The sequence below is a fragment of the Halodesulfovibrio sp. genome, assembly GCF_015482765.1.
In the GTDB taxonomy this organism is placed as follows: domain Bacteria; phylum Desulfobacterota; class Desulfovibrionia; order Desulfovibrionales; family Desulfovibrionaceae; genus Halodesulfovibrio.
The window spans coordinates 1-15,570 of sequence record NZ_JADMLB010000077.1 but is presented as its reverse complement, the minus strand read 5'-3'; the positions used below and the strand labels follow the sequence as shown (position 1 = coordinate 15,570).

Annotated in this window: 13 protein-coding genes and 1 pseudogene; 11 read left to right on the top strand and 3 right to left on the bottom strand. The window is 43.5% G+C overall.

Going from position 1 to position 15,570, the window contains the following annotated elements; all coding sequences use genetic code 11:
* Positions 1–73: 73 nt before the first annotated feature.
* The 4 genes from QZY95_RS15910 (at position 74) to fliD (ending at position 7,145) form a co-directional block, all read left to right on the top strand.
* On the top strand, positions 74–1,681 hold the full coding sequence (locus QZY95_RS15910; protein ID WP_290925354.1) for a flagellar hook protein FlgE: 1,608 nt from the start codon (positions 74–76) through the stop codon (positions 1,679–1,681).
* 88 nt (positions 1,682–1,769) lie between these two features.
* Positions 1,770–3,812, top strand: coding sequence for a flagellar basal body rod C-terminal domain-containing protein (locus tag QZY95_RS15905; RefSeq protein WP_290925352.1), 2,043 nt, complete (start codon positions 1,770–1,772; stop codon positions 3,810–3,812).
* A gap of 15 nt (positions 3,813–3,827) precedes the next feature.
* Entirely contained in the window at positions 3,828–5,351 is a 1,524-nt protein-coding gene (flgL, locus tag QZY95_RS15900) for a flagellar hook-associated protein FlgL (RefSeq protein ID WP_290925351.1), read from the top strand.
* Positions 5,352–5,360: 9 nt separating this feature from the next.
* Complete coding sequence (fliD, locus tag QZY95_RS15895) at positions 5,361–7,145, top strand: flagellar filament capping protein FliD (RefSeq protein ID WP_290925349.1); 1,785 nt, start codon at positions 5,361–5,363, stop codon at positions 7,143–7,145.
* 520 nt (positions 7,146–7,665) lie between these two features.
* Here fliD and QZY95_RS15890 read toward each other — a convergent pair.
* The 3 genes and pseudogenes from QZY95_RS15890 to QZY95_RS15880 all read right to left on the bottom strand — a co-directional run bounded on the left by QZY95_RS15890 (position 7,666) and on the right by QZY95_RS15880 (position 9,931).
* Complete coding sequence (locus tag QZY95_RS15890) at positions 7,666–7,935, bottom strand: flagellin (protein ID WP_290925378.1); 270 nt, start codon at positions 7,933–7,935, stop codon at positions 7,666–7,668.
* Between the two features lie 720 nt (positions 7,936–8,655).
* Positions 8,656–9,078: pseudogene (locus tag QZY95_RS15885) on the bottom strand (flagellin); the annotation flags it as partial.
* Positions 9,079–9,331: 253 nt separating this feature from the next.
* A complete protein-coding gene (locus tag QZY95_RS15880) occupies positions 9,332–9,931 on the bottom strand; it encodes a sigma-70 family RNA polymerase sigma factor (RefSeq protein ID WP_290925347.1) in 600 nt (199 codons plus the stop codon).
* A gap of 289 nt (positions 9,932–10,220) precedes the next feature.
* On the opposite strand from QZY95_RS15880, the gene QZY95_RS15875 reads away from it, so the two are divergent.
* From QZY95_RS15875 to QZY95_RS15845, 7 genes are all read left to right on the top strand, one after another.
* The gene (locus QZY95_RS15875; RefSeq protein ID WP_290925344.1) at positions 10,221–10,934 is read left to right on the top strand and encodes a response regulator transcription factor; all 714 of its coding nucleotides are present in this window, start codon (positions 10,221–10,223) and stop codon (positions 10,932–10,934) included.
* A 463-nt stretch (positions 10,935–11,397) separates the two neighbouring features.
* On the top strand, positions 11,398–11,730 hold the full coding sequence (locus tag QZY95_RS15870; RefSeq protein WP_290925342.1) for a 4Fe-4S dicluster domain-containing protein: 333 nt from the start codon (positions 11,398–11,400) through the stop codon (positions 11,728–11,730).
* 2 nt (positions 11,731–11,732) lie between these two features.
* Complete coding sequence (locus QZY95_RS15865) at positions 11,733–12,878, top strand: 2-oxoacid:acceptor oxidoreductase subunit alpha (protein ID WP_290925341.1); 1,146 nt, start codon at positions 11,733–11,735, stop codon at positions 12,876–12,878.
* Positions 12,879–12,885: 7 nt separating this feature from the next.
* Positions 12,886–13,701: a 2-oxoacid:ferredoxin oxidoreductase subunit beta gene (locus QZY95_RS15860; RefSeq protein ID WP_290925339.1), complete on the top strand. Its 816-nt coding sequence runs from the start codon at positions 12,886–12,888 to the stop codon at positions 13,699–13,701.
* Between the two features lie 4 nt (positions 13,702–13,705).
* The gene (locus tag QZY95_RS15855; RefSeq protein WP_290925337.1) at positions 13,706–14,332 is read left to right on the top strand and encodes a 2-oxoacid:acceptor oxidoreductase family protein; all 627 of its coding nucleotides are present in this window, start codon (positions 13,706–13,708) and stop codon (positions 14,330–14,332) included.
* A gap of 73 nt (positions 14,333–14,405) precedes the next feature.
* Positions 14,406–14,696: a hypothetical protein gene (locus QZY95_RS15850; protein ID WP_290925335.1), complete on the top strand. Its 291-nt coding sequence runs from the start codon at positions 14,406–14,408 to the stop codon at positions 14,694–14,696.
* A gap of 151 nt (positions 14,697–14,847) precedes the next feature.
* Positions 14,848–15,468: a TetR/AcrR family transcriptional regulator gene (locus tag QZY95_RS15845; RefSeq protein WP_290925333.1), complete on the top strand. Its 621-nt coding sequence runs from the start codon at positions 14,848–14,850 to the stop codon at positions 15,466–15,468.
* Positions 15,469–15,570: the final 102 nt, after the last annotated feature.

Below are 15,570 nucleotides of genomic sequence, written 5' to 3'. Positions count from 1 at the left end.
GTCATCTTAATAAAAATAAACAAATTTATAGGCAAAATTTACCCACAGATTTACTGCTTCTAGGGAGGCAAATATGAGCGTTATGGGATCTATGTACACAGGCATTTCTGGACTTACCACTCACGCAGAACGCATGTCTGTTCTTGGTAACAACCTTGCGAACACCAGCACCGTTGGCTTCAAAAGCGGTAATGTTCAGTTCGAAGATCTTTTCTACTCCAGCCGCACTCTTGGTGCTTCAGTAGGACAGATTGGTCACGGTGCCCGTGTTTCCTCTATCTATCAGGACTTTTCACAGGGTGCATACGAAAATACAGGCTCTGTTACAGACGTAGCAATTGGTGGTCGCGGTTTCTTTATGGTTAATGACCCAGCAAACGGTTCTAAGTACTTCACCCGTGCAGGTAACTTTAACTTCAATAAAGAAGGCTATCTCGTTAACCCACAGGGGCTTCGAGTTCAGGGTTGGAAAGCTGGTCAAACTCAAGACTCCATTACACAGGGCGCAATCGGCGATTTGCAGCTTGATTCTTTCCAGTCTGAACCTAAAGAAACAAGCATTGTTTCTCTGTCTGTTAACTTGTCTAAGAAAGCTATTGATAAAAGTACGCCAGCAACTGCTCCTACAGGTACTCAGGGTACTGACTTGTTTGCATTGTTTTCAAAGTGGGATGCGAAAACTTCTCCAACCAAACCACTTGGTGATGACACTTACTCTTATCAGAAAACAATCAATGTATTCGATAAAGCAGGCTCCGCACACGAAGTTACTGCCTACTTTGATAAAGCCCGTGATAAGGATGGCAAACTGACTTGGGAATACATTGTAACTGCGAACCCAAGCGAAGATGGTCGTCAGGCCTTTGCCGGTAAAAAGACTCAAGGGCTCTTAATGGCTGGAACAATGACCTTTAATAGCGCAGGTTCCATGGAAAATATGTCTGCGTATACATTCGATGACTCTTTTACTGCTCCGGCCACTGCTTCTGACCCAGAAGATAAAGCTTACTGGAAACCTGCTGAGTTTGATGAAAATGGATTTCCAATTTTTACAGCAAACTTTTCCAACTTAACTGGCGTTAACGATACAAACGATACTGCCGGTGCGGATAAGCCAGAGCGAATTGCACTTGATTTCGGTATGAATTCTAAAAGTGCAGCAAAGCGTTTTGAAAATCATGATAAAACAATTGCTGATGTAGAAACAGATGTTGCAGATCTTGCGAAGATCGCAACAGCAGACATCAACAAAACAAACAAATCTGCTACCTCATATGATCTTGCATCAACAACACATAGCATGAACCAAGATGGCTACACAGCCGGCTTCCTTCAGGAAGTGACAGTTGATCGTAACGGTGTTGTTTCCGGTCGTTACTCAAACGGACGTAAAGAAGAACTCTTTGTTCTTGGTCTTGCCGATTTCGCAAACCAGCAGGGACTTTCCCTTCAGGGTGGTAACTTGTTTGCTCAGAGCAGTAGCTCCGGTCAGGCCATTATTACTACTGCCAACACTGGTCGTCTCGGAACCGTGTCTTCTAACACATTGGAATTGTCCAACGTAGATATGTCTCGTCAGATGGTGAAGCTGATTACTACACAGCGTGGTTATCAATCTAACTCAAAGGTTATTACTACATCTGATGAAATGCTTCAGGAAGCAATTAACCTGAAGCGATAAGCGTTGATTCGATGTGCCGCTGCTGAAAGCAGTAGCGGCTTGGAACTGTAGCGGCACACCCCCCGGTTAGTTAAGAGGAGCACACGGAATGTCCATTTATGATCTCATGTCCATCGGTAACAACGCATTAATGAATGCCCAGCTTGGCACCAGCGTTACCGGTAACAATATAAATAATGAAAATGTTAAAGGCTACTCACGTACAACAGTTAACTATGCTTCCAGAGCACCGATTGTTCGAAACGGTTTGCAGTTTGGTACTGGTGCAGAAGCTGTTAGCCTGAAGCGTCATTACAACTACTTTGTTGAACAGCAGTTTCTGTCATCCAACGGACAGCAACAGTTCTGGAATGCGAAGGCAGAAACTTTGTACAGCGTAGAGTCATTATTTAAGCAGGGCGAAAAGGGATATGGACTTTCAGCTGCGCTCGATAAGTACTTTTCAAGCTGGAATGCGTTAACTCAGGATGCAGGAAGTTCAGCGTACCGTATGGAGTTATCTGAATATTCTAATACCTTGGCGACCATGTTGCACACTGTGAATTCTGCATTGCAGCAGGAACAGCAGGCTACAAACCGGGCTATTGAACTTGGTATTTCAGATGCAAACGGCCTTATGAACAACATTGCTGAATTGAATCGCGGCATCATGGAGCAGCCTGAGAATTTGGTTCTACAAGATGAGCGAGACCGACAGGTTCGTGCGTTAGGTGAACTGCTTCCTATTAAATCAATTCATCAGACTGATGGTTCTTTCACCATCATCACGCAGGCTGGACAAACTCTTGTTGATGGCACGAATGCTTTTGAACTTGTTCAGAAGGGGCCAGAAGCTACAACTGATCTTGTTTCCGGTTCTTCTTTTAAAGGAGAAATTAAGTTTGAGGGACACAGTTCTCAGGAACTTAAAATTGAGATGGTGAATGGTGGAGCTGTAGGGACTGCTGAGTTTAAGGTTTCAACTGACGGCGGAAAAACGTGGCTGATGGATGAAAACGGCGTAGAACGCACATTCACCACAGGTGATTCTGATAGCAAAGTTGAAATTAACGGCGTGTCTATCTGGTTTGAAAATTCAACTCCGGCAACAGCTTTGTCTAAAGCCGATTCATTTAATGTTGTCGCGAAAGATGCAGTTTACTGGAAAAAGACAACAGCACACCTCGTTAACATCACTCCGCTTGGTGGTTATGGGAACGAAGCCGGCCGATTGAGCGGTGGTCGTCTTGGTGGCTTACTTGCAGCACGTGATAGCGGTATTGAAAGTTACCGAGAGCGAATGGACGCATTTACGAATGAGTTAATCTGGCAGACAAACTATCAGCATTCACAAGGCGCAGGCCTTGAGCATTACAAAGAGACTCTGAGTACAAATTCAGTTCTTGATCCTACTGTTGCATTAAATAAATCCAATTTAGCATATGCAGGTAAAATTACGGACGGAACTCTTAGTTTTCAGACTTACACTCCTCAAGGGGCACCAGACGGCGAACGAGTTGAAATCGCTGTTACTCCCGGTATGACTCTGCAACAGCTTGTAGATAAAATTAACGACACACCAACCGGTGCCCCTAAGCTGTTAGCGTCTATCGAAGGTGGAAAGCTGAAGCTGAAATCCAGAAACGCGGATGGTAGTTTTGAATTTGCGGGTGATACCTCAGGTGTTCTCGCTGCAATGGGATTAAACACTTACTTTAGCGGCTCAAGCACCGCTGACATTGAGCTTGAAGCTAGAATTAAAAATGATCCAAAGCGAATTAATGCTGCAGTAGTAAATGGATTAGGTCTTGTGAACAGTGGTGATAATACAAATGCCATTAAGTTACATAAGTTAATGGATAAGTCTGTTAGTTTAGGCACAATTCACACAAGCACTTCAACTACTTTTTCAAAGCATTTAAGTGCATTAACAGCCCTTGTTGGTTCGGATATGGATGGTGCGTCTCGAAATAAAGTTTATAATGAGACGCTTAGTAAAGACCTTGAAAAGCGCCAACAGTCTGAGTCTGGTGTAAACAGGGAAGAAGAGCTTACAAACTTAACTAAATATGAAAAAAGTTTTCAAGCTGCATCCAAACTGATTACCACTGCAAATGAAATGTTTGACACTATTCTTAGACTGAAATCTTAGTGAAGGAGAGCTCTAATGCGTATTTCAAATAGCATGATGTATACACAGTCCATTAACGGCATGAACAGTTCTATGAGCACACTTCTTCGCTTAGGTGAGCAGTCTGCCAGTCAGAAAAAGATTAACCGTCCGTCTGATGATCCGAGTGGCGCAGCCATGATTTTGGATCTTCAGGCACATATCAACTCCTTAATGCAGTATGATGAGAATATTCAGACTGCTAAAGGCTGGTTGGATACTGCCAACGAACAGCTCGGTACTATCAGTAAAACCATTACTCGAATTCAAGAGCTTGCAAACCAAGGTGCAACAGGAACCGTAACAGAAGATCAGCGTGATCTTATTGCTACAGAGCTCCGAGAGCTTCAGGTGCAGTTGATTGGTCTTACAAATGGAGATTATGCAGGTAATTCTTTATTTGCAGGGGCAGCCATTAACAAACCAGCATATCAGGTAGGGCTGGGCGCGACTGTCAAGAATGCCAATTCTACATTAGTTCACAGTGTTAAGGGCGATGCTGAGAAAACTATTGCAGTTAAGTTTCCTCCGGCTACTGCTACACAGAATATTGGTGCAGCGGCGATTCCGTTTAAATATTCAGAAGATGGCGGAAAAACTTGGAAGGATGCAACCATTCCTGCAGGTGTAACTGATACCGTATCGGTTCAGCTTGGAGGAGCAGAGGTTAATTTTAAAACTGGTGAAGAAATTAAACAAGACACCAGTATGTTGATTCGTCCGGCTGCAATTTACACCGGTTCAATTGATGGAGAAGCTGACGCGAGATATTACGGGGCAAACACTTCGCTGTCTCCTGTTGCAGAAGGCGTGTTTAAAAGTCCTATAGCGGTGCGTATTGAAAATGACCCGTCAGTTAGTATTCCAGGAACTACTCTGCCGGCAACGCCTCCTGTTGGCCCAATCGAATACTCTTACAGTCTTGATAACGGTGCTTCCTGGATCAGGGCGACAGCTTCTGCTGACAATTTCCTCAATATTCCTGGTGGGCAACTTGACTTAGGTGGAACAGGGAAGTTGCTTAAAGGTGAACAGTTCCTTGTGAATCCGATTGACTCAGCCATCCGTGTTGAGATCAGTGAAGGTAATAGTGTTCAAGTGAACAGCGTAGGTTCCAATTTCTTTGGCGGGGTTTATGTTGATAAGGTGACTGGTGCAAGCAATGTAGTAGATGGTGTGCCAGCAGAAAAAAATATTTTTGAAGTTGTAGGAAATCTTATAGCTTCTTTAGAAATGGACGATCAGGATGGTGTGAAGAAGTGTTTAGGTGACCTTAAGTTAGCTAATGAACACATCACCACAGAAACAGGCGTACTTGGCGGAAGACAAAATCGTTTGGAATTTGCTTTGGATGCACATAGCAAAAGCAAAGTTTCTACTGAATCACGTATCTCTGCAATTCAGGATATTGATGTAACACAGATCAGTAATGAATCTGAACGAGCAAAATATGTCTACAAGTCTGTACTTTCAACAAGTGCAAAAATAATGAGCTTAAGTTTACTCGATTACTTGAGGTAGGAGTAAGTCATGTCTGATTACTGGTCATCCAAAACAGTTTTTGCAGGTTGGGCAACGAAAACGGATTTTAACTCCATTATCGATGCTACAGTTAAAACAGAAAAATTTCGTTACAATCAGCTGTCTAAAGAACAAGCAGAGATTGATTTTAAAAAAGAGCAGATCGAAGGTCTGAACAGAACGCTTTTAACATATAAAAAGCAACTTGCATCCATGGATAGCATGGATGAGTTTCTGATAAAAAAAGTTAATTCATCAAAAACTGATATTGCCTCTGCGACGGTTAAAGCCGGAGCGCAAGAAGGTTCTCATACGTTGGAAGTGAACCGGCTTGCAAAAGTTTCGACTGCTGTTTCAAGTGACCTCGGTACTGTTGTCTATACTGGCCCTGATAAAGACATGGCATTTTCTTACGATGGTAAGGACTACACCGTGAATGTCACCTCTGGAATGTCTGCAAAGGCACTAGCCAGAGCCATTACAGTGGCGTCTGACAATAAGGTTAAAGGCTCGGTTGTTGAACTGGGTAGAGATGACAAGGTTAAAATTCAACTTCGTGGTATGGAGCTTGGAGATAACCATAATATTGTATTATCAACAGAACTTGAGTCTGTTCTTCAGGGCAAAGCTGATGGTTCTCTTTTAGATACAACTGACCCTTCTTTTTCGACAATTGCTGTAGACTCAGCGAGTTCAGAGTTTGTTATTGATGGTATAACACTTCAGCGTGAAACAAACTCAATTAGTGATGTAACTGAGGGTATTACGTATAACTTAAACTCTGAAGAGCCTGGAACAAAAGTCACCATCAAAGTTGAGACTGATTTTGATGCCATTATCGCTAATGTTGAAAAATTTGTTCAGCTTACAAATGAGCTTCGAACTGGTTTTGATCTTGTAAAAGACTACAAAAACGAAGAATTAGATAAGAAAGGTGTACACTATAGCCTTAAAGGTAATTCACAGATTAAGTCGGTTGAAAACACATTAAAAAATATTCTTGCAACTCAGGCAGGTGGCTTTCTTCAGGGGGAAGGTGTTAATAATGATTCATACCTAACGCTTTCAGCACTGGGGGTTAAAACAATTGCCGATAATGGCAGCAAGAATCTTGGTAAATTAGAATTTGATAAAGATGCTGTTATTATTAAAAAAGGCGAACAGACGTTTATGGATGTGCTTAAGGCAGATCCAGAAGGAGTCGCAAGTGTTTTTGCCGCAAATGGGCAAGGCAAAAGTACTGACGATTCTGTATTAGAATTTAATAGCAGCATGTATTCCTTTGGATATACTAAAGCTGGAGTGTACAATATAGAATATGACGGTGGTGATATCCCTGCAGCAGGTGATGAGACGACAATAACGATGAAGGTTAACGGCGTTGATCGTTCTGTGGGATACAACCCTGCTACAGGTACTGCTACTATTCAGAAAGACGGAAAAGGTGAAGGCTATGGCTTAGCTTTTAACGTGATTAATACAACAGCTGGAACACACTCTGCAAAGATAGCAATTAAAGAGGGAAAGGTTCAGGAAACAATTAAGGCCTTGAATACGATTACTGAGAAGGAGAAAGGGACTTTTAATGTACTCATTAAAAAGTACACTGACCAACTAACAGATCCGTATTCAGGACTTGAGAGAAGGATGGAAGACGAATTAGCGCGTGTTGAGGCGTTAGAAAAACGTTTAATTGCTAAGTACGCAAGAACTGAAAAAAGTTTGGCTAACTATCAAGGTATTCAAAAGATGTTGGATTTCCAATTAAAAAGCCAGATAGCTGATAAAGATTAGATAAATAGAAACGAGAGATTAAAAAGTGGTATTAAAAAATACCACTTTTTTTTGCATTATGAATGCAACATGCCAGCCTTTTTAATAAAGACATGGTTAACAGTCAGAATGTGTTACTGAAAAAAGTTTTTACGAGGGGGCGTAGTCTCAGAGGTTGATCAGAGATAGGAAGCGTCATTAGCTGATAACTTGTTGCAAGATACGCTGTAACATATTTATTAAATGGCAATAACTTTTTCAATAACATTAAAAGCATTATATGGTTGTAATTGCTTAACTTTTTAATTTTTTATAGCTTTGATAGAGTGAGTGTGAGGCGTAACGGATGGATCGGCTTTAGTTTTTTAGACGCTCTTGAGTTATGGGCTTATAACTTCAAGAAGATACGAGGAGCGACGAGCGTACCCAGATGTGGTTAAGGTGTGAATTGTTACGCATGGGGATACTCGAGATATGGTAATAAAAAACCCCCGCCTCGAGAGAGGCAGGGGTAATAAGCGAATAAGAGCTGATGTTCTTACTAGCCGAGGAGTTTCTGAGCCATTTTAGGCAGGTTGTTTGCCTGAGAAAGCATGGAAACTGCTGCGTTAGCAAGGATCTGCTGTTTGTTGAATTCAGTCATTTCAGTTGCTACGTCTACGTCAGAGATACGGGACTCAGCAGCCTGAAGGTTTTCTTTCTGAATGGAGATGTTCTCGATAGTTGCAGAAAGACGGTTCTGAGTAGCACCGAGGGTCGCACGAGTCGCGTCTTTCATTTTAATTGCTTCATCAATGTTAACAAGAGCCATTTTGGCAGCATCTTTTGTAAGAACATTATCACCTGCATCTTGGCCAACACCAAGGTAGGCTGCGTCAGAACGCCCAATGCTAACATCATAACTATCAGTGCTTGCTTTGCTTGACCCAAAGTGAATATTACTTGTGGAAGAGTCGACGCTTGTGAAAGTAAAGTCACCGGCAACGGTTGCACCATCACCATCAGCTGCAGTCGTGATGGCACCTGTTGTATTACTGAAAGAAAGAGCAAGGGCTGAAGAGTTTTTTACAGTAATAGTGTCGACATGTTTGTTAACACCATCATCAATTGTCATGCGGAAGCTAACGCCTGTTGCTTTTGTGTAAGCAGAACTCAAGTCAAGAACTTTCCAGTTTGCACCACCATCAGTAGAGGTTTCTACAGTAAGCTGGTTCTTACTAAGTGCATTAGCGTAAGCGGTATTAACTGCAGTAGAAGTCTCAACTTTCCCAAGGTATTTTCCAAAATCAGACTTAGATGCGTCTACTGTAACAGGATTTGTTCCGCCACCAAGTTGTGTGAACTCTAGTTTCTGATCAGTAGCATCTGCGGTGTATTTTTCAGTAGAAGTAAAACCAAAACGGTTTGTATTGGTAATTGTAACGTTGTCAGTTGCAGTTGTAGACGTGTAAGTAACAACATCGCCTTTAGCTGCTTTAGACGGACTACCTCCAGTGGCTACGTTACCGGTTGCTGCCACAAGTTTTTGTCCAGAACCGTTAAGTAACTTTTTGCCGTTGAAATCAGTATCTTGAGCGATACGGGTGATTTCTTTAGCCATCGCCTGATATTCCTGGTTGATCAGTTTACGCTGATCAGCAGTGTAGGTATCAGTGGATGCCTGTTCTGCGAGCTCTTTCATACGGATGAGCTTGGAGTCAATAACGCCGAGAGCGCCGTCTGCAGTCTGGATCATGGAGATACCGTCGTTTGCGTTACGAACACCCTGACCGAGAGCTGCAATATCTGCACGCATGAGTTCGCGAATTGCGAGGCCAGCTGCATCGTCAGCTGCAGAGCTAACACGAAGACCAGAAGATAAACGCTGAGTGGAACTATTGAGTTTGCCGTAGTGACCCTGAAGGTTACGGGTAACGTTGTTCGCCATCAGGTTGTTGTTAATTGCTAATGCCATAATAACTTCCTCCGTGAAGATATTGAATAATGTTTTGTAGTTGGCTCTCGTCCTTGAGTGCCGTGTTACATATCTAATCGTCTCCAGTGGAAAAAGGTTTACAAAAAAATGAGATTTTTTTGCTTTTTTTAATCTTTCAAAATATATCCTTAATAATCAGTATGTTAATTGTTTGTGGTTTTGCATAAAAAAGCTCTCATTTACTAAAATGAGAGCTTAAGAAGGCTTTATGGTAAAAAGGTATCTTTAGTTTTTAATGGAACATCGCTGCTCGAAGCTTCTGTAATGCTGTGTGATGGATGCTTCGAATCGTTTGCGGGTGGACATCTAATTTTCTGGCAGCTTCAACTGCTGTCAGTTCTTCACCGTATAAGCACTGAAGAACACTTTTTTGTCTTGTAGAAAGTACGTGCAGTGGCAATTCAGGTAAGTCGAGAATGTTTTCCATCTCTGTTTTCAGTTCTTCATGCTCATCGATTGCGTCATATAAATACGTACGGTCGGTACGAATGAAGTCGATTGCTGCGCTGCGGGAAACAACGGCAAGCCATGTTTTTAATGTTCCACGTGTGCTGTCCCAGTTTTCGAGCAGTTTGTACTCTGACTTAATAAGACGGAAGAATATATCCTGCACAATATCATCTGCAGCGTCTGTTGATGCGCCGTGGTGGTTAAGTGTCCATGAAACAGCATGGCGAATGATTGGACTGAATTCAGTAACAAATCGATTCCACGCTTTCTGATTTCCTTCAAGGCATAAACTGACAAGGTACTCGGCATCAGAAGTGATCTTTGCTGGTGCTGGGCACTGAGTGGAAACAATAGGGCGTTCAGTTGTAATAGTCGGTTCCATGTTAAGCCTCCATGAATGTGTTCTTTCCAAAAAGAAGGCGGTAGGAAAAAAATGCCACATCTAGAGGAGAAAATTAAACGTACTGGTATTAAAGCATGGACTGTGCCAACTCTGGTTGAGCTTTTGCTTTCTTCTTCATTACTATTTCTTTAGAAAACATATCCAGCAATAGCGGGCTCCTCAGCGGGGATTTGAATGCGACTATTCAGCTGTTGTTAATTGGCATTAATCTTGTAACTATTCTATGCAGAAGGCGGGCAGCGGAAAATAATGCCCACAAGGACAGTATATGTATTCTCTCTTATTAGTAGATTCAGACGTTGAGGCGCTCCGTGCTTATTGTAATGCACTTGAAGGAGAGCGCTTTTCGTGCACGGTATGTGAAAACGCGGCAGAAGTTGCAGCGTTGGAGCGTACGGGTGCGTTTGATCTATTACTGATGGGAATGAATTTGCCCGATATGAACGGGTTCGATTTTATTACATCCCTCCGAAGCCAAACACAGATTCCTATTGTTGCGGTTGCTTCACGGGAGGACCTTATTGATAAGATAGTTGCCCTGGAGATGGGCGTAGACGATTATCTTTTTGAGCCAGTAAATGAAAGGGAATTAATTGCCCGCGTCCGGAATATTCTGCGCAGAAGCCGTACTAACTATGTTGGGTCTGTTACGCGGAGCCGCACGTATCAATTTGATGGTGTTGAAATTGATACCAGCGCGCGGCTCGTTCGTCGTGACGGTATAAGCCTCGGGCTTACATATGTTGAGTATGTTATTTTAGAGATGTTAATTGAAGCAGCCGGAAAGACCGTTTCTCGAGAATTGATTTCTCAAAAAGCGTTAGGAAAAGAACTGGCTCCTTTTGACCGCAGTATTGATGTGCACATCAGCAAGTTACGAAAGAAACTTGGTGAGGCTCGTGACAGAGCTGAAAGGATAGTAACCGTGCGTGGTGTGGGGTATTTTTATAGTATGCCTTCAGAAGAAAAGTCTGCGGGATAATATTTGAAAAGAAGGCGCATTATTTTTTATACTGCCGCCTGTATATATAATGTTACAAAAGTGATTGTAAGCTGAGGATGCTCGTCCTCCGCTTTTTTTGTTTGAAAGGCAATGTACTAGTGTGAAACAGAGGGTAAGGAAGTTTGGAGTAAAGTGCGTTTAATAGTTTGTTACACTTTTGTTGCATTCTGGTTGAAAACGAGAATAACTTGGTGATTGAAAAGTCAAACATTCATAAAAGCTGTATTTCAGGTATAAAAGTATATTATTGCTGACAAATTTATAGAAATTGTCTTGCAGTGAGCGTGAGCAGCATGTAACAGCCTAGGTAAGTATTTTGTTTTACAAGAACGGAATACATTTCCTGAGCTTTGAGGTTTCTCTCATTTGGCTTCGGTTAGATTGAGAGCTTGTTTTCATCGGCAGGGTATCCTGCCATAAGCTACAGGTGTCCGGTGCGGCAATGCCAAAGAAGAAAAAAGGCCAAACTCTTGTGTGTGTGTACCCGGATTGGTGCAAAGGCTGCGGTTTATGCGTTGCATTTTGTCCGGCGAAGGTTCTTGAACTTAATGCGCTAGGTAAGGCAGAGGTGGTACAGCCGGAAGAGTGTATTAACTGTGGTTTTTGTGAACTGCACTGTCCGGATTTTGCGATTGCGGTCAGACCGAGATTTTCTGGAAACGGTGTACATTGTAGAACCAGCTGTGAACCGGGAGAAACCGGTGGAGCTGGCAAGACAAGCGAACCTTGCGAATCATCAGACTTAACTCCTCAAAAAGCAGTTGCAGAGGGCTAGATATGGCTCACAGAAGGCGTCGGAAAAGAAAGGAATTATTTGCTCAGGGTAACGAAGCTGTTGCTCAGGGCGCACTTTTGGCTGGGTGCTCGTTTTATGCGGGGTACCCGATTACACCATCCACAGAGATTATGGAGATAATGGCGCAACGCCTTCCCCGTATCGAGGATGGTGTTTTTCTGCAAATGGAAGACGAAATCGCCAGTATGGGGGCAGCTATCGGTGCTTCCCTTACAGGACGAAAGGCAATGACTGCGACTTCGGGACCGGGCTTTTCTCTTAAGCAGGAGCTTATCGGCTATGCCTGTATGGTGGAAGCGCCTCTTGTTATTGTTAACGTAATGCGTGGCGGACCAAGTACCGGTTTACCAACATCACCTGCACAGGGTGATGTGCAGATGGCTCGATGGGGTACCCATGGTGACCATCCTATCATTGTTCTTTCAGCCTCTACTGTTCCTGAATGTCTTGAGATGACAGTGGTTGCATTTAATATGGCAGAAAAATACCGCACTCCGGTAATTTTGCTTATTGACGAGGTCACAGCGCATACTCGAGAGAAAATCACAATCCCCCACGAAGATGAACTTGAAGTGCTTTCCCGAATGCAACCGGCTGTTCCGCCAGAATGGTTCAAACCATATGCAGAGGCTGCACGCGGTGTTCCGGCTATGGCACCTATCGGCCAAGGGTACCGTTGTCATGTGACGGGGCTTACCCACGATCAGATGGGGTATCCTACATCGCGTCCTGATGAAGTTAACGAGTTCATGACCCGTTTATTCCGTAAAATCGACAATTATTACCACGATGTTGTTCTGGTGGATGAATACTGTCTGGAAGATGCACAGTATGCTGTTGTGGCATACGGTTGCGTTGCACGCTCTGCACGGCATGCTGTAGATCAGGCTCGCGAACGAGGCCATAAAGTTGGACTGCTTACTCTGAGAACTTTGTTCCCGTTTGCCCGTCCTGCTGTGGAAAGGCTTTGTATGCAGTGTGAGCATGTTCTGGTTCCAGAAATGAATATGGGGCAGATTTCCCGCGAGGTGAAACGTGTGAATAACGGGCGTTCCCGTATTCGTACGTTGAACCGTGTTGACGGGCAGATTATTACTCCGTCTGAAATCCTCAAAGCAATATTGTAGGTGTGACATGTCTGACGTTACAAAACTTATCCATGAATATCTGCGGCATAATAAAAAGTTTCCGCATGTGTTCTGCGCCGGTTGCGGGCATGGTATTGTTCTGGGATCTCTTGTGCGCAGTGTGCATGCCCTTCAACTTCCCAAAGATAATGTGGTAATTGTTGCCGGCATCGGCTGTTCAGGCCGTATGGCTGTATACGTGGATTTTAACACCGTGCATACAGCTCATGGCAGGGCGCTCACTTTTGCCACCGGTATTAAGATGGCGAACCCTGAACTTAATGTAATCTGTGTTATGGGTGATGGGGATGCGTTGTCCATCGGCGGCAACCATCTTATTCATGCTGCCCGCAGAAATATAGGTGTAACCGCGCTTGTATTGAATAATCAGATTTATGGGATGACAGGCGGTCAGTGTTCGCCGGCAACGCCGCAAGGAGATATGTCCATGACTTCTCCATACGGTTCGCTTGAACAGCCGTTCGATACCGTAGATTTGGCAAAAGCTGCCGGTGCTAACTATGTGGCACGAAGCACATCATTCCATGCAAACCAGCTTGATAAGCTTATGCAGGAAGCCATTTTGCATCCGGGATTTTCCGTTCTTGAAGCGCTGACTCCATGCCCGACACAGTATGGTAGAAAGAATAAATTCCGACATGTTGTTGATATGTACAACTGGCTGAAGAAGAATACGGTAAAAGTCGAGAAGTGGAAGGAAGGTGACTCCCGAATTCCAACGGGTGTTTTCCAGAACTTAGACAGACCTGGACTCGAAGAACGGTACGCAGAGCTTCGCCAGTCCTTGCAGCCGCAGGAGTAGTCGTATGAAAGAGCTACAAAAGATTGAGCGCTTTGAAATTCGTCTGTCCGGCACAGGTGGGCAAGGGCTTATTACCTTGGGCCGTGTGCTTGGGCATTCATTAGCATTGGGGCACGGGTACAACGTTACGCAAACGCAAAGTTACGGTCCTGAAGCACGAGGCGGCTCCAGTAGGGCTGATGTTGTTATCAGCAGTTCTGCAATCAGTTTTCCGAAGACTGAGAATCTTGATTTGCTTGTGGCATTATCTCAGCCTGCCTGTAATGCATATTATCGTTTCTTGAAAAGGGGCGGTGTGCTGCTTGTAGATTCAGAACTTGTGCAGCATGCTCCGACTAACCAGTTTGTGGGGTTACCTTTTACTAAGCTTGCGAAAGACAAGATTGGTAATGAGCTTACGCTGAATACTATTGTTCTTGGGGCCGTAACGCATCTTCTGGCGTTTGCAGAACCTAGAATTGTGCGGAAATCATTAGAGGAAACTCTTCCACCGAAAATCTTAGCTTTGAACATTAAGGCATTTAACCTCGGGCTGCGTGAAGCGAAGCGGCATTTAGGTGAAGCTCCTGAGATATGGCAAACTGCTGCTGAAAACGGAGCAGAGGAGGATATGGAAGGATTTGAGGATTAGCTTTGTATTTCCTTGCACCGAAGCCGATAGCGTAGTACGCCAAGCTCAATATTTCTAGATTGCGAGGAGTAGCATGAGCAGTACAATTGAAGAACTCACTATTAACTATGAAGAAGGTGGCCTGCTTGTTGTAAAAGAACTGGATAAAGAAGTTCTTACAAAAGGCGCATGGACAACCATCATTTTCCGTTACCAGCAGTGGGATAACAAGAAAGATGATTATGGACCGGAAAAGTACATGATCCGCCGTTACCGTAAAATGAACGGTGAGTATCGCGCTCAGTCCAAATTCAATATCTCCAGCCCTGATCAGGCTCGGAAAATTATCGCGACATTGACCAAGTGGGTTGATGACGTCGAATAGTCAGACCATTTTGTTATGAAAATAAAGAAGCCCTTGTGGATTAGAATCTGCAAGGGCTTTTTTATTTACATTGAATTTACAGAAAATTTATGAAAAAAGAGAGAGTTGACACAAAAAGTGAATGGTTATTCATGGAATGAATGAGGAGTATATGAACCCGAAAGTCCCACAACTGTCTCGTAAAGAACGGGAAAAACAGCAGCATAGACAAGAGATAATGGATGCAGCAATGCGTCTGTTTGCTGAGCAGGGGTATCATTCTGTTTCTATGCAGGAAATTGCTGCAGAAGCAGAGTTTGCTACAGGTACGCTGTATAAATTTTTCCCGAGCAAACGGGAATTATTTAGAGAAATCATGGTCGGTGTGATCGAGGATATCGGGGTAGAGCTCCGCTCGGTTTTTGAAAGCGATGATGAGCCGTTAGCTGTTATCGGCAATTTTTTACAGATAAGACGTGCAGCATTTAAAAAGCGGTATGAGTACATAAAGCTTTATAACATGGTCGGTAACGGGTTTGGATCATCCGGTGATGAGGTTGTTGATGCGTTGATTGCTGAACGGAGGAAGAACGTAGAACAGTTGCTGATGCGTCACTTTACCCGTGGAATTGAGAGTGGTTTGTTTAAGCCCGTCAATGTTGAAGTGCTGGCACGCCTTTTTGAGGAGTTTTGCCAGACAATTATACGCAGTGAGGCAAGAAGGGGAGAGCTTGATGACGCTGCAATTGATTCAATTATTGATGTCTTTCTTAATGGAATCTTAGTGCAATAGGGTGTGTCATGGTTAGGAAATTATTGATGATTGCGTTGTGCGTGTTGCCGCTTCTTACGGGGTGTGAAGAGGAGAAGGTTGCAGAGGCTGTGCGACCTGTAA

Coding starts and splice junctions, on each gene's coding strand:
- QZY95_RS15910 (WP_290925354.1), top strand. CDS start 74: ATGAGCGTTATGGGATCTATGTACACAGGCATTTCTGGACTTACCACT.
- QZY95_RS15905 (WP_290925352.1), top strand. CDS start 1,770: ATGTCCATTTATGATCTCATGTCCATCGGTAACAACGCATTAATGAAT.
- flgL (WP_290925351.1), top strand. CDS start 3,828: ATGCGTATTTCAAATAGCATGATGTATACACAGTCCATTAACGGCATG.
- fliD (WP_290925349.1), top strand. CDS start 5,361: ATGTCTGATTACTGGTCATCCAAAACAGTTTTTGCAGGTTGGGCAACG.
- QZY95_RS15890 (WP_290925378.1), bottom strand. CDS start 7,935: ATGGCTCTTGTTAACATTGATGAAGCAATTAAAATGAAAGACGCGACT.
- QZY95_RS15880 (WP_290925347.1), bottom strand. CDS start 9,931: ATGGAACCGACTATTACAACTGAACGCCCTATTGTTTCCACTCAGTGC.
- QZY95_RS15875 (WP_290925344.1), top strand. CDS start 10,221: ATGTATTCTCTCTTATTAGTAGATTCAGACGTTGAGGCGCTCCGTGCT.
- QZY95_RS15870 (WP_290925342.1), top strand. CDS start 11,398: ATGCCAAAGAAGAAAAAAGGCCAAACTCTTGTGTGTGTGTACCCGGAT.
- QZY95_RS15865 (WP_290925341.1), top strand. CDS start 11,733: ATGGCTCACAGAAGGCGTCGGAAAAGAAAGGAATTATTTGCTCAGGGT.
- QZY95_RS15860 (WP_290925339.1), top strand. CDS start 12,886: ATGTCTGACGTTACAAAACTTATCCATGAATATCTGCGGCATAATAAA.
- QZY95_RS15855 (WP_290925337.1), top strand. CDS start 13,706: ATGAAAGAGCTACAAAAGATTGAGCGCTTTGAAATTCGTCTGTCCGGC.
- QZY95_RS15850 (WP_290925335.1), top strand. CDS start 14,406: ATGAGCAGTACAATTGAAGAACTCACTATTAACTATGAAGAAGGTGGC.
- QZY95_RS15845 (WP_290925333.1), top strand. CDS start 14,848: ATGAACCCGAAAGTCCCACAACTGTCTCGTAAAGAACGGGAAAAACAG.